General features: G+C 45.5%; 25 protein-coding genes. 13 read left to right on the top strand and 12 right to left on the bottom strand.

The features are described 5' to 3' along the window. The 12 genes from FD968_RS04255 to FD968_RS04200 all read left to right on the top strand — a co-directional run bounded on the left by FD968_RS04255 (position 1) and on the right by FD968_RS04200 (position 10,607). On the top strand, positions 1 to 741 hold the full coding sequence (locus FD968_RS04255) for a glutathione binding-like protein (RefSeq protein ID WP_215367530.1): 741 nt from the start codon (positions 1 to 3) through the stop codon (positions 739 to 741). 1 nt (position 742) lies between these two features. After that, entirely contained in the window at positions 743 to 1,597 is an 855-nt protein-coding gene (locus FD968_RS04250; protein WP_215367529.1) for a 3-hydroxybutyryl-CoA dehydrogenase, read from the top strand. Between the two features lie 41 nt (positions 1,598 to 1,638). After that, positions 1,639 to 2,130, top strand: coding sequence for a DUF3429 domain-containing protein (locus tag FD968_RS04245; protein ID WP_251367636.1), 492 nt, complete (start codon positions 1,639 to 1,641; stop codon positions 2,128 to 2,130). A gap of 4 nt (positions 2,131 to 2,134) precedes the next feature. After that, complete coding sequence (locus FD968_RS04240; protein ID WP_215367528.1) at positions 2,135 to 3,448, top strand: replication-associated recombination protein A; 1,314 nt, start codon at positions 2,135 to 2,137, stop codon at positions 3,446 to 3,448. Positions 3,449 to 3,469: 21 nt separating this feature from the next. Next, positions 3,470 to 4,099, top strand: coding sequence for a 2-hydroxychromene-2-carboxylate isomerase (locus FD968_RS04235; protein WP_215367527.1), 630 nt, complete (start codon positions 3,470 to 3,472; stop codon positions 4,097 to 4,099). A gap of 44 nt (positions 4,100 to 4,143) precedes the next feature. After that, positions 4,144 to 4,719 carry a peptidylprolyl isomerase gene (locus FD968_RS04230; protein ID WP_215367526.1) on the top strand — a complete coding sequence of 192 codons (576 nt, stop codon included), beginning with the start codon at positions 4,144 to 4,146 and terminating at the stop codon, positions 4,717 to 4,719. A gap of 14 nt (positions 4,720 to 4,733) precedes the next feature. Then, positions 4,734 to 6,554 (top strand): chorismate-binding protein, encoded by a 1,821-nt coding sequence (locus FD968_RS04225; RefSeq protein ID WP_215367525.1) that lies wholly within the window; start codon positions 4,734 to 4,736, stop codon positions 6,552 to 6,554. Positions 6,555 to 6,563: 9 nt separating this feature from the next. After that, positions 6,564 to 7,118 (top strand): NUDIX hydrolase, encoded by a 555-nt coding sequence (locus FD968_RS04220; RefSeq protein WP_215367524.1) that lies wholly within the window; start codon positions 6,564 to 6,566, stop codon positions 7,116 to 7,118. Positions 7,119 to 7,127: 9 nt separating this feature from the next. Continuing rightward, complete coding sequence (aat, locus tag FD968_RS04215) at positions 7,128 to 7,865, top strand: leucyl/phenylalanyl-tRNA--protein transferase (protein ID WP_215367523.1); 738 nt, start codon at positions 7,128 to 7,130, stop codon at positions 7,863 to 7,865. After that, complete coding sequence (locus FD968_RS04210) at positions 7,862 to 8,617, top strand: arginyltransferase (RefSeq protein WP_215367522.1); 756 nt, start codon at positions 7,862 to 7,864, stop codon at positions 8,615 to 8,617. The genes aat and FD968_RS04210 overlap by 4 nt, the downstream gene beginning before the upstream one ends. A gap of 9 nt (positions 8,618 to 8,626) precedes the next feature. After that, a complete protein-coding gene (locus FD968_RS04205) occupies positions 8,627 to 9,661 on the top strand; it encodes a quinone-dependent dihydroorotate dehydrogenase (RefSeq protein ID WP_215367521.1) in 1,035 nt (344 codons plus the stop codon). 121 nt (positions 9,662 to 9,782) lie between these two features. Then, complete coding sequence (locus FD968_RS04200) at positions 9,783 to 10,607, top strand: IclR family transcriptional regulator (protein WP_215367520.1); 825 nt, start codon at positions 9,783 to 9,785, stop codon at positions 10,605 to 10,607. Between the two features lie 10 nt (positions 10,608 to 10,617). Here FD968_RS04200 and FD968_RS04195 read toward each other — a convergent pair whose 3' ends face one another. Further along, positions 10,618 to 11,622 carry a serine hydrolase gene (locus FD968_RS04195; protein WP_215367519.1) on the bottom strand — a complete coding sequence of 335 codons (1,005 nt, stop codon included), beginning with the start codon at positions 11,620 to 11,622 and terminating at the stop codon, positions 10,618 to 10,620. 108 nt (positions 11,623 to 11,730) lie between these two features. Continuing rightward, positions 11,731 to 12,618 carry a DMT family transporter gene (locus FD968_RS04190; protein WP_215367518.1) on the bottom strand — a complete coding sequence of 296 codons (888 nt, stop codon included), beginning with the start codon at positions 12,616 to 12,618 and terminating at the stop codon, positions 11,731 to 11,733. Between the two features lie 211 nt (positions 12,619 to 12,829). Between FD968_RS04190 and FD968_RS04185 the strand changes: the two genes are divergently transcribed. Continuing rightward, entirely contained in the window at positions 12,830 to 13,384 is a 555-nt protein-coding gene (locus FD968_RS04185) for a phasin family protein (RefSeq protein ID WP_215367517.1), read from the top strand. A gap of 58 nt (positions 13,385 to 13,442) precedes the next feature. On the opposite strand, the gene FD968_RS10610 is transcribed toward FD968_RS04185, so the two are convergent. The 10 genes from FD968_RS10610 to FD968_RS04135 form a co-directional block, all read right to left on the bottom strand. Next, positions 13,443 to 13,721 carry a DUF4936 family protein gene (locus tag FD968_RS10610; RefSeq protein ID WP_215367516.1) on the bottom strand — a complete coding sequence of 93 codons (279 nt, stop codon included), beginning with the start codon at positions 13,719 to 13,721 and terminating at the stop codon, positions 13,443 to 13,445. After that, positions 13,718 to 14,293: a UbiX family flavin prenyltransferase gene (locus tag FD968_RS04175; RefSeq protein ID WP_215367515.1), complete on the bottom strand. Its 576-nt coding sequence runs from the start codon at positions 14,291 to 14,293 to the stop codon at positions 13,718 to 13,720. The genes FD968_RS10610 and FD968_RS04175 overlap by 4 nt, the downstream gene beginning before the upstream one ends. A gap of 12 nt (positions 14,294 to 14,305) precedes the next feature. Further along, positions 14,306 to 15,730 (bottom strand): UbiD family decarboxylase, encoded by a 1,425-nt coding sequence (locus tag FD968_RS04170; protein WP_215367514.1) that lies wholly within the window; start codon positions 15,728 to 15,730, stop codon positions 14,306 to 14,308. Positions 15,731 to 15,753: 23 nt separating this feature from the next. Then, positions 15,754 to 16,740 carry a tripartite tricarboxylate transporter substrate binding protein gene (locus FD968_RS04165; protein WP_215367513.1) on the bottom strand — a complete coding sequence of 329 codons (987 nt, stop codon included), beginning with the start codon at positions 16,738 to 16,740 and terminating at the stop codon, positions 15,754 to 15,756. A gap of 19 nt (positions 16,741 to 16,759) precedes the next feature. Then, positions 16,760 to 17,470: an ABC transporter ATP-binding protein gene (locus FD968_RS04160; RefSeq protein ID WP_215367512.1), complete on the bottom strand. Its 711-nt coding sequence runs from the start codon at positions 17,468 to 17,470 to the stop codon at positions 16,760 to 16,762. Further along, entirely contained in the window at positions 17,467 to 18,222 is a 756-nt protein-coding gene (locus tag FD968_RS04155) for an ABC transporter ATP-binding protein (RefSeq protein ID WP_215367511.1), read from the bottom strand. The genes FD968_RS04160 and FD968_RS04155 overlap by 4 nt, the downstream gene beginning before the upstream one ends. After that, positions 18,215 to 19,189, bottom strand: a complete 975-nt coding sequence (locus FD968_RS04150; protein WP_215367510.1) for a branched-chain amino acid ABC transporter permease — start codon at positions 19,187 to 19,189, stop codon at positions 18,215 to 18,217. The genes FD968_RS04155 and FD968_RS04150 overlap by 8 nt, the downstream gene beginning before the upstream one ends. Then, positions 19,182 to 20,066 carry a branched-chain amino acid ABC transporter permease gene (locus FD968_RS04145; RefSeq protein ID WP_215367509.1) on the bottom strand — a complete coding sequence of 295 codons (885 nt, stop codon included), beginning with the start codon at positions 20,064 to 20,066 and terminating at the stop codon, positions 19,182 to 19,184. The genes FD968_RS04150 and FD968_RS04145 overlap by 8 nt, the downstream gene beginning before the upstream one ends. A gap of 83 nt (positions 20,067 to 20,149) precedes the next feature. Continuing rightward, entirely contained in the window at positions 20,150 to 21,334 is a 1,185-nt protein-coding gene (locus FD968_RS04140) for an ABC transporter substrate-binding protein (protein ID WP_251367635.1), read from the bottom strand. 19 nt (positions 21,335 to 21,353) lie between these two features. Continuing rightward, positions 21,354 to 22,163: an enoyl-CoA hydratase/isomerase family protein gene (locus FD968_RS04135; RefSeq protein ID WP_215367508.1), complete on the bottom strand. Its 810-nt coding sequence runs from the start codon at positions 22,161 to 22,163 to the stop codon at positions 21,354 to 21,356. Positions 22,164 to 22,169: the final 6 nt, after the last annotated feature.

The raw sequence follows: 22,169 nt of genomic DNA, 5'->3' as shown, positions 1-22,169 counted from the left end.
ATGACTACTAAAAAATCAAATGCAAAAAAAGATGTTATTGATGTCTATAGTTGGCCCACTCCCAATGGTCATAAAGTGCACATCATGCTCGAAGAGTGTGGCTATCAACTAGGTCGCGATTGGATTGCACATCCAATTGATATTGGCGCGGGCGATCAATTTGATAAAGCCTTTTTGAAAATCAGCCCCAATAATAAGATTCCAGCATTAGTCGATCCCAATGGGCCAGATGGCAAGCACATTAGCATCTTTGAGTCTGGCGCAATCTTGCTGTACTTGGCAGCCAAGACAGGCAAATTTTTACCCAAGACAACACGCGGCAAGTATGAGGTCTTGCAATGGCTCATGTTCCAAATGGGTGGCCTAGGTCCAATGCTTGGTCAAAACCACCATTTCAGACTCTACGCTCCCGAGAAAATTGAGTATGCCGTCAATCGTTATACCAATGAGGCAAAGCGTCTTTATGGGGTGCTCGATGCACAACTGAAAGATAATCTCTATATTGCTGGTAAATCGTATTCGATTGCCGATATGGCGATTTATCCTTGGACGCGCAATTGGAAGAATCAAGGTATCGAGATTAACGATTACCCAAATTTCAAACGCTGGTTTGAAATGATAGGCAAACGTCCTGCAGTACAACGTGGGTGTGAAGTATTAACCGCATTACGCAAACCCTTGCACGATGACAAGGCTAGAGAGCAGTTGTTTGGATCAACCCAGTATCAAAGAAGGAAATAAGATGAAGATTCAGTCGGTAGGTGTGATTGGTGCAGGCACCATGGGTAATGGCATTGCGCAAGTCTGTGCAGTTGCTGGTCTAGATGTAGTGATGGTGGATATCAATGACGCTGCTGTTCAACGTGGTCTTGATCAAATTAGCAAAAGCTTAGACCGCCTCGTTAAAAAAGAAACCCTCACCGCTGAAGCGAAAGATGCAGCGCTGAAGCGTATCAAAGGCAGCACCTCTTATGCCGACTTCAAAGGTCTTGGTCTAGTGATTGAGGCTGCGACAGAGAACCAAGCCATTAAAGAAAAAATTCTTAAGCAAGTCGATGAGATTGTGAGCAAAGACACCATCATCGCCACTAATACTTCATCCCTTTCCATTACCAAGTTAGCAGCGCTAGATTCCAACCCAGCGCGCTTTATTGGTATGCACTTCTTCAACCCACCGCCCTTGATGGCATTGGTTGAAGTGATTCGCGGTCTACAAACTAGTGATGCAACGCATGCTGCGATTATTGAGATGGCAAAGCGGGTTGGCAAAGAGCCAATTACTGTAAAGAACTCACCAGGATTTGTGGTGAACCGTATCTTGCTACCAATGATTAATGAAGCCTTTTTTGTCTTATCTGAAGGTTTAGCAAGTCCGGAAGATATTGATGCCGGCATGAAGTTGGGTTGCAACCAACCTATCGGTCCGCTTGCTTTGGCTGATCTCATAGGTTTGGATACTTGCCTGGCAGTGATGGAAGTCTATTTTGAAAACTTTAGCGATTCTAAATATCGCCCTTGCCCACTGCTTCGTGAAATGGTTGCAGCGGGCTACTTAGGCCGTAAAACTGGTCGTGGCGTTTACACCTACGACAAATAATATTTGCTTTATGCATTTTCAACTCTTAATCTAAAACACCCGTGAACCCAACTGCTAATCCAATTCCACCACTTGTACTCAAACTTGGCTACGCTGGCTTGATTCCTTTTGTGGGTCTAGCCCTGTTGGTGCAGTTGGCGCCCACGCCCTTAAATTATTTAAGCGCAGAGTCATTGGCTGGCTATGGTGCGGTCATCACCTCATTCATGGGTGCATTGCATTGGGGTGCTAGCTTACACACCCTAGGCAAAGCGCCTACTGGTGATCGCTGGATTGACCGTAATGTTTGGATTTGGGGCGTCATTCCAGCATTAGTAGCTTGGGTGGCGCTACATATCTATATTCCAGTTGGTTTATTAATCATGGCATCCACCCTGATCATCCAGCGCAATATCGATCAGAACACATATCGTTACTATTTTTCAGATGATGCTGCTCGCTTGGCATTTATGGCCATGCGTAATCGCTTAACGTATGTTGCCGCTGCTTGCCTAACTTGGGCAGCCATTGTGATTCTTTTTATCCAAGCTTAATGGAATGAGCGGTCTTTTTGATAGCACTCCACCGCCACCCTTAGCGGAAGCGCTACGCCCAAAATCCATCGATGAAGTGATTGGGCAGACCCATTTACTAGCCGCAGGTAAACCACTCAATTTAGCTTTTGCCTCTGGCAAGCCCCACTCCATGATTCTGTGGGGGCCGCCAGGTGTTGGTAAGACAACGCTGGCGCGTTTATCTGCCAAGGCATTTGATCGTGAATTCATTGCCATCTCAGCCGTACTAGCAGGTGTTAAAGAAATTCGGGAGGCCCTCGAGCAAGCCCAACAAAATATAGCGCAATACGGTAAACAAACGATTTTGTTTGTTGACGAGATTCATCGTTTTAATAAAAGTCAGCAAGATGCTTTGTTACCCCATGTTGAGTCAGGCCTATTTACCTTTATTGGAGCCACCACTGAGAACCCTTCGTTTGAGGTGAACTCTGCACTGCTCTCCCGTGCGCAGGTTTATGTTCTTAAATCTTTAAGTGCCGATGAGCTAAAGAAGCTATTTGAGCGTGCGCAGCAGCATGCGATGCCTGACATTCAGTTTGATCCTGCCGCGATCGATATCCTCATTAATCATGCTGATGGTGATGCCCGTCGTTTACTGAACTTGGTCGAGCAAGTACGCAATGCAGTTCTTACTCCTGATTCTGAAGTGAAGGTGGTCAATCAAGCCTTTCTTGAAAATGCAATGACGGTGCAAGCGCGTCGCTTTGATAAAGGTGGTGACCAGTTTTATGACCAGATCTCTGCTTTGCATAAATCGGTTAGAGGCTCCGACCCAGATGCTGCGCTCTATTGGTTTTGCCGCATGCTCGATGGTGGTGCTGACCCCCGCTACCTAGCGCGTCGCATCATTCGTATGGCTTGGGAAGATATTGGTTTAGCTGATCCTCGTGCAATGCAATTGGCGAATGATGCTGCCTTGACCTTTGAAAGACTGGGATCGCCCGAAGGAGAGTTGGCTTTAGGCCAAGCCGTCGTGTATTTAGCAGTGGCATCAAAAAGTAATGCGAGCTACAAAGCCTTCAATGCGGCTCGCGCCTATGTTGCCAATGATCAATCTAAACCAGTACCCAATCATTTGCGCAATGCACCTACCAAACTCATGAAAGAGCTTGGTCACGGCAAAGAGTATCGCTACGCGCATGATGAACCCCATGGCTACGCCGCTGGTGAATCCTACTTACCTGAAGGGATGTCACAACCCCACTGGTATGAGCCTGTTGAGCGGGGCTTAGAGGGTCAAATTAAAGAAAAGATGGCATTTTTACGCCAACTCGATGCCGAGTATCAAAAGAAGTAATTCTGAGGAGCGAAAATACTCATGACTTCAAAGATTCCAGCGACCTTTTTCTACGACATCATTTCTCCCTTTGCCTACTTCTATGTGAAGCAAAGAAAGCGCCTCGAAGACAAACTCGATATCACTCCCATACCGGTTTTATTGGGCGGCTTACTCAGAGCAACAGAGAACGTGGGTCCAGGCGAGGTAGCTGCTAAGCGTCCTCATACTTATCAGTTTTGTGTTTGGCAAGCGGAGCGTCTCGGAATTCCATTTCGCTTTCCGGAGCACCACCCTTTTCTCACTGTTGCGCCTCAACGCTTACTCTTGCAAGAGAAAGCGGATTGGCAAATGGTAGAGCGCGCCTTTGATTATGTTTGGATTGAAGGTAAGGACCCGAACCTATCTTGGTCAGAGTTTTGTGCCTACTTGGGTTTGCCGGCAGATACTGCAAAACCAAACAGCCCAGAAATCAAAGCACAACTGACAGCAAACGGTCTGCAAGCAAAAGCAGCTGGAGCATTTGGCGTACCTGCTCTGGTCGTGAATCAGAAGTGCTTTTGGGGCGTTGATACGATTGACTGGGTACTCGACTACTTGGCTAGACCAGGCATGTTTGAAGAAGCTTCTTACGCCTATGCAGGAAGCATCCCTAACGGCTTACTTCCCTAGCAATACAATCAGATGCATCACTATTAACGAAGTCAGGAGCCAATATGCGCAAGTTGTTTACCAGCCTCATTCTTATCGCCAGCTGCTTTGCTTGTCAGGTGGCCATTGCTGGACCCAAAGTTGAATTCAAGACTACGATGGGTAATTTTGTAGTGGAGCTAGACGATGTCAAAGCACCTAAAACTACTGCGAACTTTTTAAATTATGTGAAGAGTGGTTTTTATAACGGCACGATCTTTCATCGCGTGATTGATGGCTTCATGATTCAAGGTGGTGGCTTTACTCCCGACCTCATGCAAAAGCCAACAGATGCCCCCGTTGCTTCAGAAGCGAACAATGGCCTGAAGAACAATACTTACACCATTGCCATGGCACGTACTTCAGATCCCGACTCCGCAACTGCGCAATTTTTCATTAACGTCAAAGACAATGAAGGTTTGAACTTTCCGAATGCGATGGGCAATGGTTACACCGTATTTGGTAAGGTCATCTCTGGAATGCAAACTATTGATGCCATCCGTAAAGTGCCTACGATGGTTGCACCTGCGCCACGCATGGGCAGAATGGCTGATGTCCCGACCAAGACAGTCGTGATTGAATCTGCCACCATCCTCAAGTAAACGGTCAAGTCGCCATGATTTTGCTCGATGATGCGCAAAGCACGGCGACCAATCCTAGCAGTCGGCTTTATGACGCACCATTGCAGTATTGGCGCGTACTACCTAGCGGCAATCAAGCAGATGATCGCAAGGCCATACAAGATTGTTTAACTCAAATATCACACTCTCTTAGCCAGGGGGAGTATGTGGTAGCTGCCTTTGCTTATGAGATGGGTCGATCCATTCATAAGTTGGCTCATCGACAAATCACATCTACTCCGCACCCCCTCATTGAGGCTTGGTCATTTCAGAATTTCAAGAAACTTTCTAAAGAAGAGTTAGATCAACATATCACCCAACAGATAAACAAGCTTGATCAGTCTCAACACATTGCTGGCGTCCTCGATGTACAAGAATCCATCACTAAAAAGCAATTCTCTGCCGATATTGCCAAGATTCAGGAATATATTCGCAATGGTGATAGCTACCAAATTAATCACACCTATCGCATTACTGGCAAGACCTATGGTGCTCCTCTAGCTCTATATAACCGGCTTCGAGAGCGTCAGCCTGGTAGGTTCGGAGCTTTTATCGAGCAGGGTTCTCGCTACTTATTGTCGCAATCGCCCGAACTCTTCATTGAGCGTAAAGGCGACATTCTCAAGGCGATGCCGATGAAAGGCACGGCTAGCGCCCTATCGGAAGTTGCCAGCGCTTTATCAGATGACCCTAAAAATCAAGCCGAGAACGTCATGATTGTGGATCTCTTACGCAATGACTTGAGTCGCGTATCCCTACCCAATAGTGTCAGCGTACCAAACTTGTTTGCCGTTACCAGGCACGGTGATGTTCTACAGATGACATCTACTGTGCAAGGTCAAGCTAAGCCTGATGTCACCCTGAGCGATATTTTGAATGCTGTCTTCCCTTGTGGCTCTGTCACAGGCGCTCCCAAGAAGCGCAGCATGGAAATTATTCAAGAGCTAGAGCCTGAAGACCGCGGCTATTATTGTGGCGCCTTAGGTTGGCTCGATCCAAATGGTGACTTTGCTTTTAGTGTGCCGATTAGAACCGTTGAGATTGAAAAGAACGAGGGCTCAGCACCCACCTTTACCCTCGGAGTTGGTGCCGGCATCACGATTGACTCTGATGCTAATCAAGAGTGGCAAGAATGTCGTATTAAGTCCGCATTCTTAATCAATCTCCCTAGTGCTACAGGATTATTTGAAACGATGGCCATCATCAATGGTGGGCCACAACGATTAGAGCAACACTTAGATCGAATGCAAGCTTCGGCACAGGCTCTAGGCATTCCCTTTAATCGAGATAATGCAAAAGCAAGCGTCTTCAATACTTGCGCATCGTTAGCTCAGCATTCCACTTTGAGATTACGTCTTGATCTTGCTGTGAATGGCGAACTATCCACAACTACTGGCGCACTTGAACCCTTGGCAGAATCAGTCACAATTTTCTGGGCTAAAGACATTCTGCCCACTGATTGCACAATGTTCTCTGGTGATCCCCTATTGCGCCACAAGATTAGCTATCGCGATCTTTATGATGCTGCATGGCAAGCCGCAGTCAAATTGGGTGGCTTTGATGCCTTATTTGTGAACGAACAAGGCTTTGTCACTGAAGGTGGCAGAACCAGTATTTTTATCAAGCCCAAAGGCAGTAATGAATGGCTTACTCCCCCCGTATCTGCAGGCCTGTTACCTGGTGTGATGCGAGCCGCGCTCCTAAGCGATCCCCTCATAAATGCCCGTGAAGCTAACCTGACTATTAAAGATGTTTCAATGGCTGATGAGATTATGCTTAGCAATGCCTTGCGAGGCGCTATCAAAGCCCATTTTTAGAAAGTCTGCATGAAGTATTGCCCCAACTGCGCAGCGACCTTAACTGTCAAAATTCCGGCAGATGATTCTCGTGAGCGCTTTGTGTGTGAATCCTGTGGCAGCATTCATTATCAAAATCCTCGGAACGTTGTAGGCAGCATTCCGGTGTATGGCGAGCAGGTGTTATTGTGCCGCCGGGCGATTGCACCGCGTCATGGTTATTGGACACTGCCTGCAGGCTTTATGGAGCTAGGTGAAAGTACCAGTCACGGCGCCGCTAGAGAAACACTCGAAGAAGCAGGTGCAGTGGTTGAAGTTGGACCACTCTACTCTTTACTCAATGTGCCCCATGCTGAACAAGTCCATTTGTTTTATCTCGCCACTATGACTTCAGCAAAATTTTCAGCAGGCGAAGAAAGTCTTGAGGTCGCACTCTTTCATGAACATGAAATTCCCTGGGATGAATTGGCCTTTCCAACCGTGAAACAGACCCTTGAATGGTTCTTTGCAGATCGTGCAGCTGGCGTATTGGATGGTGAGTTTCATGTGCGCAGTCGTGATGTGTTGCCATCAGAGAGAATTTAATTAGCCCTTATGAGTCAAATTTGTTGGCTTGGACCGCACGACTCCTTTCCAAATCCACTACTGGGTACCGATCCGGACCCCAGTGTTCCAGGTCTCATCGCCGTTAGCGAGCGAATTTATCCAGACCAGCTACTACAAGCCTACCAACTCGGTATCTTTCCTTGGTACTCGGACGAACAACCGGTGTTGTGGTGGTCACCCGATCCTCGCATGATTCTCAAGCCAGAGAACTTTAAATGTAGTGAATCCTTAAGAAAAAATATTCGCTTGTATTGCCAGGATGTTCAGAGCGAACTCTTGGTAGATGCCGATTTTGGCGCAGTCATTCGAGCTTGCGCTACGAGTTCGCGTAAAGATCAAGATGGCACCTGGATTACCCATGAAATTATGGATGCCTATACGACCATTCACGAACAAGGTCATGCACACAGTATTGCTCTGGTAGAACAAGGTGAGTTGATTGGCGGCTTGTATTGCGTCGCACTAGGGGGCATGGTATTTGGGGAGTCCATGTTTAGCCGCAAACCCAATGCCTCGAAAATGGCATTAGCCGCCCTGAGTGCTTGGTGCATCCAAAACCAGGTGGCGATGATTGACTGCCAGCAGGAAACCGCCCACCTAAGCTCATTGGGGGCAGCGCCGATATCCAGGGATGATTTTTTGCAGCAACTGCGAATATCATTAAATCAATCTAATATTGAAATACCTTGGAAATTTGATAAGAACATCCTGACCCACTGGCTATGACTCGGCTTAAAGAACTTCCCTTAACCGCTCTGCAGTTTTATGCAACCGCGCCCTATCCCTGCAGTTACCTGCCGAACAAAACTGCGCGCTCGCAAGTTGCCACACCATCTCACCTGATTCATGCGGATGTGTATAACGAACTCTTAAATGCTGGCTTTCGTCGTAGTGGCTTATATACCTATCGCCCTTATTGTGATGAATGCAAAGCCTGCATTGCTACGCGTATTTTGGTGGATCAATTTACACCGACTCGTAGTCAACGGCGCGCTTGGAAAAAACATTTGGGCTTGCAAGCCTTTGTTCTCAATTTAGGTTATCAAGAAGAGCATTACCAACTGTATCAACGCTATCAAAATGAGCGTCATGCAGGTAGCGATATGGATAACGATGATCAAGATCAGTACATGCAATTTTTATTACAAAGTCGGGTCAACTCTCGGATTGTTGAATTTAGAGACGGCCCACATGACGCTCATCCAGGGCGGCTGCGCATGGTGAGCATGATTGATATTCTGGAACAAGGAATCTCCTCGGTATATACCTTCTACGATACCTCTGATAGGGGTGCGAGCTTTGGTGGCTACAGCATTCTGTGGCAGATTGAACAGGCTCGGATACTCAACTTACCTTACCTCTATCTCGGCTACTATATTCAAGATAGTGAAAAGATGTCCTATAAAGCGAAGTATCAACCCATGGAAGGCTTAATTGACGATCACTGGCAGCCCTTGAGTAGATTAGCTGGTTCATAATATCTACCCATGATCGATCGTTATTCACTCTTGCGTCCTTGGCTGTTTTGCCTAGACCCTGAACAAGCCCACAATCTCACACTCACGAATTTAGATCGTGCTCAACGCTGGGGCCTACTCAAAAAGTTTCTTAGTAAACCTATTGCAGACCCGCATACTCTTTGCGGCATCTCCTTTCCGAATCCAGTAGGACTTGCAGCTGGTTTAGATAAAGATGGCAAACATATTGATGCGCTGGCTGCATTAGGTTTTGGCTTTTTAGAAATCGGTACGGTTACACCCCGCCCCCAGCCCGGCAACCCCAAGCCACGCATGTTCAGACTGTCCGAAGCCCAAGCAATCATTAATCGCATGGGCTTTAACAATGATGGCGTTGAAGCCTGTGTAGCGAGAGCGCGTCGCTCACGCTTTTGGCAAAACGGAGGTGTATTGGGCTTGAATATTGGCAAGAATGCAAGCACGCCAATTGAAGATGCGGCCAGCGACTATGTCCTGGCGATGGAAGCTGTTTATGAAATCGCCACCTACATCACAGTCAATATCTCGTCACCTAATACTCAAAACCTGCGTGCCTTGCAAGGAGAGGAGATGCTGCGTGCATTACTCGATAGCTTGGACGATGCTCGCAAGCGCTTAAGCGATCGCTTTGGAGTTCGTAAGCCACTCTTTCTAAAAATTGCACCCGATCTAGATCAAGGCGATATCAATCTGATTGCGGATCTCTTAATGGAATTTGGGATTGACGCAGTCATTGCTACGAATACAACCATTGCTCGCGATGCCGTTCAGGGAATGGAACACGGTCAGGAAGCAGGTGGTTTATCTGGAGCGCCGGTTCGCAATGCATCTAATATCGTCATCAAGGCCCTCAAAGCTAGACTTGGAAACACGCTCCCTATTATTGGAGTTGGCGGTATTTTGAGTGGCGCTGATGCTAGAGAAAAGATCATGGCAGGCGCCAGCCTGGTTCAGTTGTACAGTGGCTTGATTTATCGAGGCCCCGATCTAGTAAACGAGTGCGCCAAAGCACTCAGACACCCCTAAATTAGTCTTTTCCACTTCATGTAGGCCTTGGAATGCCCTAAGCAGGGGTAATTGCTCAAATCCTTTTTAAAATCGCATTTCATAATATGCAATATGACCTGAAATCGCTACAATATGAGGTATGAGCACAAGCAAAACTGTCAAAACCTCTAAAAATACCGGGGAAGTTGCTAAAACAGCAATTCAAGTGGTGGAGCGCATGATGAACTTGCTCGATGCACTAGCGATCCACGAAGAATCCAGCAGTCTCAAGAATCTGGCTGAAGAAACAGGCCTTCACCCCTCTACTGCTCACCGCATTCTGAATGACATGGTTGCCTGCCGATTGGTTGAGCGTGGCGATGGCGGTACCTATCGACTCGGATTGAAGCTCTTAGAGCTAGGTAACTTAGTTAAAGCACGACTATCTGTTCGAGAAGCAGCTCAAGTCCCCATGCGCACCCTACACAAAATCACTGGCGAGACGGTTAATCTTTCAGTACGCCAGGGTGATGAGATTGTGTATATCGATCGTGCCTATAGCGAACGTTCCGGCATGCAAGTGGTTCGCGCGATCGGTGGTCGTGCACCCTTGCACCTCACCTCTGTTGGCAAATTATTCCTAGCCAGTGATGATGCCAATCAAGTGCGTGCCTACGTTACCCGTACGGGCCTCTCTGGCCATACCCGAAACAGCATTACTGACTTAGCGAAGTTAGAGTCTGAATTGAATCACGTTCGTAGAGTCGGCAGTGCACGGGATGATGAAGAACTAGAGCTTGGAGTGAGCTGTTTAGCCGCTGCCATCTTAGACGACACTGGCAAACTGGTAGCAGGTCTATCGCTGAGCGCTCCAACAGATCGTATTCAGGCAGATTGGCTGAGATCATTACAAGATACGGCCCTGCAGATCTCCAAAGGAATGGGCTACAAGCCCAAGTCTGCTGAGCCAGGCACTACCGCCTAACTCAAGAAAGCTACATTAAGCGACGAATCGGTTGCGCGCCTGGCGGCATGCGCTCATACCAATCACGCACACGCACTGCATCTGCAAAACGAGACTGTGTTCCAACTGAGTCTAAGAAGACGAGCAATAGTGGCGTATTGTTTACACGCGCTTGCATCACCAAACATTTTCCAGCCGCATTAATAAAGCCGGTTTTTTGTAAGCCAATATCCATATCACCTGAACGTACCAAACGATTAGTGTTTAAGAATTTTTGTGGTCGCTTAGCAATGACCATAGTTAAATCTGGCCAAGTTGAGTACTCACGAATGAGCTTGTATTGGTATGCGGCGCTGAGCATGCGGGTCAAATCTTCAGCAGTAGCGACGTTATCACTGAGCAAACCTGTTGGATCAGCAAAATGCGAATGATCCATATTCAACTCTTTTGCTTTGCGATTCATAGCATCCACAAATGCCGGAACACCGCCTGGGTAATTTCTGCCTAAGGTATATGCAGCACGGTTCTCAGAGGACATCAACGCTAATAACAATGCCTCCTGCCGAGTTAATACTGTTCCACCCGCTAGACGTGAGGTGCGATAGATATGCACATCATCTGCATTAATAACGAGGGTTTCATCAAGAGGTAATTTGGAATCTAACACCACCATTGCCGTCATCAACTTTGTAATGGATGCAATTGGCAAGCTGACTGTTGGATTTTTTTCGAAGTAGACTTCTTTGGTATCTTGATTAACAACCATCGCCACACTGGACTTCAGACTCAAGTCATCATGTTGGCCACGTAATCCAAGTGCAGTTGCCAACGATGGAGGCGCTGCGACTACTGGACCTGCAGAACGGGTAACTGTGACGCGAACAGTTTTGGGTTTCTTGGCAGACTTAACAACCACCTTAGTCGTTTTGGTTTGCTTTTCTTTATCTTTGCTGGCGGCTATTGACGGTGCAATTTGAAGTGCGCCGCAGGCAAAAACCAAGGTTACGGCAATGAGCCAAAAACGATTCAAACGCATCCAAAAATACCTTCCAAAACTTTCAACATACGGAATGATAATTAATTTCCAAAGGAGGACTGGATTTCTACGCCCCATCTTGGTTAAACCATCCCACTTTTTACCCGCCTACTCCGCAATGGTGGCTACAGTATTTGCCTGCCGAGCATTCACCAGCATCACCCCCGTCATTGTCAAACATAGACCTAAAGCCATCATGAGCGTAAATGGCTCATCAAATAAGAGCCAAGCCATTAAAGCTGTTGTCGGTGGAGTGAGATACAGCAAGCTTGTTACTTTTGTCGCAGCACCTTTGCGGATCATCATGAAAAGCAAACTGATTGAGCCGATTGATATTGGGAAAATAGCCCATAACAAGGCACCCACTACGGATGCATTCCAAAACATGACGCCAGTTTCAAAGAAATACATGCAGAAGAAACACAGTACAGCTGAAACACTAAACTGAATCGCTGAGCCGGCGCGCAGATCAAATACAGGGCAAAATTTCTTTTGGTATAGCGTCCCAAAGGTAATAGAAAGTAAGCCAACGAATGCCAGAGCGTAGCTAGCAAGAGGAATATGAGCAAAACCAATCTTTTCAACAACCACCAGAGCAACACCTGCAAAACCAAAACAGAGGCCTATCCATTGGCGTGATGTGACTTTCTCTGAAATCCAAGCGGCAAACCAAGCCGTCAGAATTGGTTGCAGACCAACAATAATGGCTACCAATCCAGCAGTCATTCCTAGGCGGACCGCAAACCAAACACCCAAAAGGTAACCAAATTGCAGCAGCATGCCAGCCACAGCAATATGCTTAATTTGTGACCAACTAGGCCAAGTGATGCGCCACACGAGACTGAGCGCAGCCATCGCAGCAACTACGCCAGCAAAGCGCCAGAACAGAAAAGTGGCAGGCTCTACATAAGGCATCGCCATGCGCGCAATTACAAATCCTGTACTCCAAATCAATACAAATACGGGTGCAATTACGTCGTCTAAGCCTAGCTTCATGGATAACTTACTGAAAATATTGAGATTTTTTATTAATCTCTGATTTTAGGCTTTTTTGAAGACTCACCTGCATTCTTCATAATTAGCCCAATGGTTAATGCTCATGTTGCGTTGCAATATACAAACCATATAATGATGCATGAATCATCCATTGACCTTGAGGGTCAGCGAGATCATAGTGAACACAGCGAACCCACAGAAAGGGATTGAGATGAACCTAACGCCAGAACAAATCGCAGCCGCTCAAAAAGCCAATTTAGAAACTTTGAGTGGTCTGACTAATCAAGCACTCCAAAGTATTGAGAAATTAGTGGAGCTCAATTTAGCCATTGCTAAACAAAGTTTGAGCGACAGCGTGAACAATGCCAAGAAAGCATTGGAAGTAAAAGATATTCAACAACTTCTCGCCCACCAAGCAGAGACCGTTCAGCCAATTGCAGAGAAGATTATTTCTTACAGCCGCCATTTGTATGAGCTAGCCCACGAAACTCAGGACAGCTTTACCAAGTCCGCCGAGAAAGAGTTTGCTGCCGGCCAAAAGAAAATGAATGCCTTGGTGGAAGAGTGGACCAAGAATGCGCCTGCTGGTTCTGATGCTGCCGTTCAAGCACTTAAGCATGCAATTGCTTCTGCCAACAATGTTTTTGAGACTAGCCAAAAAGCTGTCAAGCATGCTGTTGATGTTGCGCAAACGAATATGAATACAGCAGCTGATGCTGTAGCAAAGACTGCTGGCGCTGCAACGAAAGCCTCTAAGAAAAAATAATTATCCCCTAACCCGTTAATGCAAAAGCCCCGATCTCTCGGGGCTTTTTGTTTACTTATTAAATTGGAACAAAAGATTCATTCCGCCTCGGAAGGGGTAAACCTTGCTGCTCAACCAGCTCCGATAAACGCTTCAGGAAGTTAAGTTGGCTCAGCGCACCTAAATCATAGACCTCCATCCAAGTTTCCCTACCCTCCTCATCCGGCTGAGGCCGCTTTAATAGATCACAGGTTAATGAAGTGAACTCGGTCGTCAATTGCGATTGAATGGACCTAACGTGAACGGCAAGCTCGGGGAAAGCAGAAGGAATTATTTTGTAATAAACGTAAATAATCATTTATTGGCTTCCATGCCGGACCATCTTGTTACCAGTTGATTATCAAGCTCAAACAAATCTAAACATCTTCCAACCGTATGATTTACCATCTCATCGAGTGATTTTGGCATGGCATAAAATGCGGGTACGGGAGGCATGATGATTGCACCACATTCTGTAACTTGAGACATAGAGCGCAAATGTCCAGCATGCAACGGCGTCTCTCTTACCATCAAGACTAAGCGGCGCCGCTCTTTAAGCACAACATCTGCAGCCCTAGATACCAAACTACTTGTTACCCCAGTTGCAATCTCGGACAGGGTGCGAATAGAGCATGGGGCAATGACCATTCCCAAACTTTTGAATGAACCCGAGGAAATTGAGGCTCCTACATTTTTTGCTGAATGCACAACATCAGCCAAGGCTTCAACTTGGGCAGGTTTGTAATTGGTTTCTGCAGACATGGTTAGCTTAGCTGAGTCACTCATCACTAAATGAGACTCAACACCGATTTCTCTCAAAGCCTCCAGAATTCGAATTCCATAGATTGTCCCGGATGCTCCGGTAATGGCCACAATTAACCGTTTATTCATGAAGAGTCCTAATTAATTCAGCTTGAGGATCGAAGAGATAGGAAATTGACGATCTAAAACGACATCTAAATCCACTTCATCTTCACCGGGAATTTTGATCTTAGTGAAAACGTGACCCTCATATACAAGCGGCTTGGTTGCATCAAATCCAAGTTTTGAGCTCATCCCTTGATAGCGGGCAGGAATAACACCATTTTGATCAACAGGAAGACTTACTGTGGTGGATGGATCAAGAACAGAACCCTGTGCATCCTCAATCATCACCAGATCGCGCTTAGCTTGAAAACGGGTTGCGATGGCCCACTCAACTTGAGATGGATCATGCACATCAACATCTTCATCAACGACAACCACATGCTTTACATCATAGTGAGAGCTAAAAGCTCCAGCAATCACATTTTTAGGAATCCCTTCATGCGTTTTCTTAATTTGTACATAAAGATGATATCTACCCACCCCACCAAGAGACAAATGGACATCCAAGACCCCAGGAAAACTTCTGCGCAAATAAGACAGGATCGTTGCCTCCCTTGGAATAGAGCCAAGTAATAAGTGCTCCAACTCCGCTGGAACTATCGTATGAAAGATAGGAGATTTTCTGTGCGTGACCATATCCACCACAATCACTTGACGCTTTTCCTGGGAGCTATAGTATTTTGGATACTCTCCGAAGGGGCCCTCAAGCTCTCTTAACTTAGGGGGAATATGTCCCTCTATAACTATTTCAGCATCTGCTGGTACTCTGACTTCATTGCTTATGCAGCGCACTACATTTAACGCCTCTCCATGCAATGCTCCAGCAATTTCTAGCTCATCAAAGTCAATTGGCGCTATAGCCTGCGATGCCAGCAACGTTAGGGGATCAACGCCAATGACTACTGCTACTGGCAGTGGTTGATTCAGCTCTTCGGCAGCCTGTTGAAATGCGTGGAGATGTCTCGGTAATATCAACACAGCCATGTGATCTTTAGAATTTACTTGAATTCGATTGATAGATACGTTTTGAATTCCTGTTTTAGGATTTCTAGCGATCACCAATCCTGCAGTGATGTAGGGACCACTATCATGTTCACTATGTGTGGGAACAGGCAATAAGGTGCGCATATCGAAATCTTGGTGCCTTACCTCTTGACAGGGGGCATTCTCTACCAACTTACAGGCTATTGGATTATCGGCAGCCTTACGAAACTCATCAAGCAACTTTGCTTCATCAATACCCATTGCCTCAGCGATCCAAGACCTAGATGACATAAAACCCGATACCACTGGAATGTGATGTCCATCAGGATTCGGAAAAAGTGTTGCACTCTTTCCATCAAGCTTCTTTGCAATTGCAGCAAGTTGATGACGTAGCGACACATTCTCATGTGTAGCCACTAAGCGATTTGTCTCAGCCAAATGCGCTAACCAAGAACGCAGTTGCTTGTATTTATTCATCTCAAGGCATCCTAGTAAAAAAACTACTCTGGAGTAATCCCAGCTTGTGCAACTACTTTTTTCCAGATTTCCATCTGCTTGCGAATAAAGACATCAAACTGAGCCGTAGTGCCACCATCGGGTACAACACCTTGCTCGGAAAATGTTCTTCTAATGTCATCATCCTTCAAAATCATATTGATCTGTTTGTTTAACTTATCAACTATTGGTCGAGGCGTACCAGCAGGCACAACAAATCCATGCCAAGATGAAGACTCGTAATTCTTCACTCCAGATTCACTGACTGTTGGGATATCTGGCATGAGACTTGATCTAGATTCGGTTGCAATTGCAATTGGTCTAATTTTTCCCGACTGCAAAAATGGTCGCACATGAGGATAGGCATCAAAGGCCACTTCAACCTGTCCACCAGCCAAATCAGTCAACAAGGGAGTGCTGCCCTTATAGGGCACTTGATTTAAGCTAACTCCGGCCATCATCTCAAACAAAACCATAGACAAATGATTTGATGAGCCTGGACCTGAAGAGCCGTAATTTACAAAACCCGGCTTTGATTTTGCCAAGGCTAAGAATTCACTCATCGTTTTAATTGGTGAATTGGAGTTCACAACCAAAACCATTGGAGACCTGCCCGCCAATACAACTGGAGTAAAGGCCTTTAAAGTGTCATAGGGCAAAGATTTATATAAATAGGGGTTTGCTGCAAAAGGGAATTGCGCAACAAGGATCGTGTATCCATCAGGAGAGGATCTGGCTACAAAATTACTACCAATAGTGGTGCCTGCACCAGGCTTATTTTCTACCACTACATTCACATTCCAGACATCAGAGAGCTTTTTTCCAACTATTCTGCCCAGTGTGTCATTAAATCCACCCGGTGGATAAGGGACAACAATCGTAATTGGTTTATCAGGATAAGAAGTCGGGGCTTGTGCCGATGCCGATCCAATAGCGCCAATGAAAACGCTAGCTATTACAGCAAGGATGATGCTTATTCTGTTAACCTTCATTTGCTTCTCCAATAACTTATCAAACACTAACACGCTTCATTAACTCTGCTCGCTCTTCAGCATCCTGAGAACTTCCCTCTAAAACCACTTTCCCGCGTTCGATAACATAATGTCTATCGCATAAGTGAATCGCTTTATGAATATTTTGCTCAATCAATAGAATAGCAACCCCTTGAGCTTTGAGCTCCTCCATTAATCTAAAGATTTCAGCAACAATCATGGGCGCAAGACCTTCAGTGGGCTCATCAATAAGCAGTAATTTGGGGTTACCAACCAGCACTCTGCCCATTGCCAGCATCTGCTGCTCGCCTCCAGATAAGGTGTTACCAGGTTGAGAGCGCCTCTCTCCCAATCGCGGGAACCTTTTTAAGACCGACTCAAGACGCTCTTTCGCCTTCTCACGTCCTGATGGAGGAACCTGCATCAGGCCAAGCATGAGATTACCCTCAACACTCAGGCCAGGAAATATCCTGCGATCCTCAGGAACTAAGCCAATGCCAAGTCTAGTGATGTCGTTAGGAGGAAGACTATTAATGGATAAGTTTTCAAAACGTATATCACCAGATGAGGGTTTATGCCAGCCAGCAATTGTTTTCACTATAGTTGTCTTGCCAACACCATTTCTACCAAATAGACCAACTGTCTCTCCAGGCTTAATTGAAAGATTAACTCCTTGTAATACGTGAGATAAACCGAGCTTGACATGAACGTCCCGCATTTCTAAGATCATGCCGCCTCCTCACCAAAGTATGCTGCCTGTACAAGCGGGTTAGAGCGAACCTCCTGAGGACTACCCTCTGCCAATTTTTTGCCTTGAGCCATCACAATAACTGCCTTCGATAAATCCATTACCAGGTCAACATCATGCTCAATGAGTAAAACCGTAATTTTTGATCCTAACTTTTTGATAAGCTCAGCTGTTTCTTGCGTGTCCCCTTGAGACATCCCTTGAGTCGGCTCATCTAGCAGTAAAAGCTTTGGTCTCGTGGCAAGAGTTACTGCAATTTCTAGCCGTCTTTGTTGGCCATGCGACAGAGCACCAGCCAGTTGATTTCGAGATTCAAGCAGACCAAACTCTACTAATAATTCATCGGCCCTTGCTAAAGCAATTTCACATTTATTTAATGGTAAATATAGATAGGATCGAGACTGAAGTGCCTGACTAGCTAGACGAAGATTGTCGATGACCGTAAGATCAAAAAAGAGATTGGTAATCTGAAAAGATCTGGCCATGCCTGAAAACAAGCGCTCCTCTGGACTCATACGCGTAACATTTTGATCATTCAATAAAACTGATCCAGAGTCTGGTTTGAATGTTCCGCTGAGTAAATTAAATAATGTGCTTTTACCAGCGCCATTTGGGCCAATAATGGAAGTTACACCAAAAGGGGTTACTTCAAAACTAACATCATCAACGGCTGCTAAGCCTCCAAATCGCTTACTTAAATTAATGGCTTTGAGAATAACTTCGGCCTTATTCATTAGACCCTCCTTTGCCAAAATATTTTGTGAGTAGACCTGCAAGTCCTTTGGGGGCTGAAATCACAATGACGACAAAAATCAACCCAATCACAATGTGATGGTGCGCAGTCCATGTGCCAATAATGGATTTAAAAGACGTTAATAAAACACTGCCCATGATTGGGCCTATTAAAGTGCCGACACCACCTAGAACTACCGTCACTACTGCATTGCCAGAAACGCTAAAAAACATTAACTCAGGGGAAACAAAGCCCCTGAGCATGGGATAAAGTGCTCCAGAGACTGCTGCAACTACTGTAGCCAAAACAAAAGCAACTTGTTTTGGGCCTTTGGATTTGAATCCAACATATGCCAAACGATCTTCATTCGAACGTATGGCATGCCATAGAGAACCCATCGGAGTAGTTAAAAAATACTTCAAGACGGCATAAAGAGCGCCAATAGTAAGCAAGGTAATAATAAAAAAAGTTCCTGGATTGGCAGTGTCGAGCAAACCAAATGGGGTCCAAATACTTAAGATTGGCACTCCCATCATGCCATCTGAAGCGCCAAGACTTCTCGTGTTGTAGACAACTTTGGCTGCTACCTGCGCCAATCCAAAAGTAATCAGAGCAAAGTAGACCCCTTTTGACCTTAAGGCAATAAAACTAGCAACCCATCCAAGCAATGTGGAACACAAAACTACAATACCAATTGCTAATGAGAATGATGGAGCAATCTGCTTGAGAACCAACGCAGATAAATAAGCGCCGAAACCAAAATACAGGGCTTGGCCAAGAGATAGCAAGCCAACAATTCCAAGCAAGAGATCAACAGACATCGCCAAACCACCAAAAATTAATGCTTCTGTTGCCAGCCTCAGAAAAAAGGTGTCACCCAATACGGTTCCGACTACAAACAAAATGAGAGACGAAAATAGTAAAAGCCATTCAATGCAACGAATTGCCTTTGCTTGCGGATTAAGCATTTTTCATGCCCCCATACAAGCCGCTAGGCTTAAACATTAAGACCAATACCATGACGGTAAATACGAGCGGATCAGACCAAACAGGTGATATATATAAAGAAGAAAGGGATTGCAACTGAGTCAATAAAAGTCCGGCAATCACAGCGCCTTTGATGCTACCTAACCCACCAACAATCACAACACTAAATGCCAGCAAGATGAAATCCCGACCCATGGTCGGAAATACAGAATAAATTGGGGCAAGTAATACGCCCGCTAAACCCGCTAGAGCAACTCCAAATGCAAATGTAAGCGCATAGACTCGCATAACTGGTATACCTAATGAAGAACTCATGTCTTTGTCATATGCGGCAGCCCTGACAATTGCACCCAACTGTGTTTTATAAATGAGCATCCAAACAGCAAAAATGAGTACTGCACCAAAGCCCATCAAAAATAATCGATAGTTTGGAAACATCACCCCTAACAATTCGCTTGCACCAGATATTGGGGCGCTAGGTTTGATTGGGTTAGCACCCCAAATAATTTTGTAACCATCCTCTAATACCATAGCAAGACCAAAGGTCAGCAATAAAGTCAGAATATGACGATCTTTGTAATGAAAGACTTTTTGAATCAATAACCTCTCCATCGCAAAACCAATTGGTATCAATAGAATGGGTACGATGAATAAGCAAAGCCAAAAAGAAATACCCATTGCCATCAAGCTCACGCTGATAAATGCACCGGCCGCATAAAACTCACCATGCGACATGTTGATGACATCAAGCAAACCAAAGATAATAGTCAGACCTAAGGCCATCAAGATAACAGCGACGCCAATTGAGAGTCCATTGACTATTTGGGGCGTATAAATATATTGCAAGCTTTCTAGCATGGGAAAAGCATTCCTTTAATTAAAATCAGATCTCATTAAATCCCTACGCCAGTTTGAAGGGCGCAGGGATAGTCACTGATTTATTAAAAACGCGTACAAACATCAGGGCCAATAGCTTGATCGGATGGAACACGTCCTACGATATTGAACTCACCGTTCTCGACGCGCACTGCAAACATATCCTGCATAGCCTGATGATCCCCTGCACGCATCTTTTTCGTGCCTTGTGGTGTCTGCCAGCTAAGATCGTTCATCGCAGTTCTGACTTTATCTGTCTCAGTAGACTTTGCTTTCTCTACAGCGGCCTTATAAAAATATAAGAGTCCATAAGAATCTGCGCCATAAAGATCTGGTAGCTTGTTATAGGCCTTTTGAAAATCTGCAACAAACTTTTTATTGGCTGGATTATCTAATTTAGGCGAATAGCCAACACCCGTTACAAAGCCGTTCGCAGACTTTCCAATTGCGCCCATATTTTGTGAGGTCACAGTGCCTGATGCGCCTACAATCGTGACACCCTTATTTACGCCATACTCATCCATTTGACTAAATAATCGAACCGTATCATTACCGGCCACCGATGTATAAATGACATTTGGCTTAGCAGCTCTCACTTGGCCAAAATAAGGTGAGTAATCTTTGTTATCCAATGGAGCAAATACCTCACCAACATCTTTAGCGCCCTTCTCGGTGGATGCCTTTTTGAATGCGGACACTGTACTACGTCCCATTTCATAATCGGGACCAATAAAGAAAATATTTGCCTTAGGGATCTCTTTGTCGACCCAAGCAGCCAAGGCAGCCGACTGCATTCCAGCACGCGCATTAACGCGGAATACGTTCGGAGAGCACTTATCGCCAGTAATAGAGTCGGCAAATGAAACTGTAGTGGCGATGAGTTTGTTGTTTCGCTCAGCTAACTGTCCAACTGCCAGAGTTGATCCCGAATTAACTGTTCCCGTTAAAAACTCAACCTTTTCTACCTGAAAAAGTTTCTCCGCCTTTTGGGTCGCAACTGCTGGATTTGCTTCCTCGTCTTCATAAATTAGATCAATCTTGCGTCCATTTATGCCGCCTGCAGCATTAATTTCCTTAGCCGCTAAATCTAAACCCATTTTTACTTGCTCACCAATTGGGGTGTATGTTCCCGAGAGAGGCGTGACTACACCGATTTTAATTGGACCGGATTGTGCTAAAGCTAATGAAGCGCCTAAGCTCAATGCGACTGCAATAGCGATTTGCTTTGTTTTAAATTGCTTTTTCATCATTTACGTCTCCTGTAAAAAATTAACGCCCAACAAAATTAGGTTGGCGCTTTCCATGAAAAGCCTCAACCCCTTCTTTAAAATCTTCTGAATTGCGTAAACGGCTATAACAATGACCCTCAACCTCAATTGCAGTAGTTAACAAACAATCTTCAGTTTCGTTGAGCATTTTCTTTGCCGTTCTCTGTGCCATTGGTGAAAATGCCCGTAATTCCTCGACTAACTTGGCAACTGCATTTGCAAGCTCTGCATCTGGAACGCACTCCGTAGCCACTCCCCATTCATATGCCTGCTGACCCTTAATACGCCTAGATCGCATCACTATGTCTTTGGTTCTTGTAATGCCGACCATTTTCTGTAAACGAGCTGATCCGCCTGAGCCGGGAATCTGGCCTAATTTTTGCTCTGGTAATGCATATAAAGTGGATTCGGCAGCAATCCGAAAATCACATGCGAGCGATATTTCAAAGCCGACACCAAAACAATAGCCATGATTAGCAGCAATCACTGGCTTTGTACATCTAGCTGGAGCTGCAATATTCCAAGCCAATTTAGAAACATGTTCAGGCGTAGCCTCTAAAAAGCCCTTAATGTCGCCGCCACTTGAAAAATGCTCCCCTTCTGCTCGCAACACAATGATGCGAACGCGATCATCAGCGTCAAGCGCTTCAAATGCAGCTCGCAATTGATCGCGCTGAGGCATTTGAATGACATTAAATGGTGGTCTTTTAAGGACTATATCGGCCCTTTGATGAGTTTCATCAATCTCGATATAGAAACCATCTAGATTATCTAGAATATTACTAAAAGGATGTTTCAGAATAGTTGCCATACAGTC

The sequence above is a fragment of the Polynucleobacter sp. AP-Titi-500A-B4 genome, assembly GCF_018688095.1.
GTDB lineage: Bacteria > Pseudomonadota > Gammaproteobacteria > Burkholderiales > Burkholderiaceae > Polynucleobacter.
This window is presented reverse-complemented; position numbering and strand designations above follow the sequence as displayed.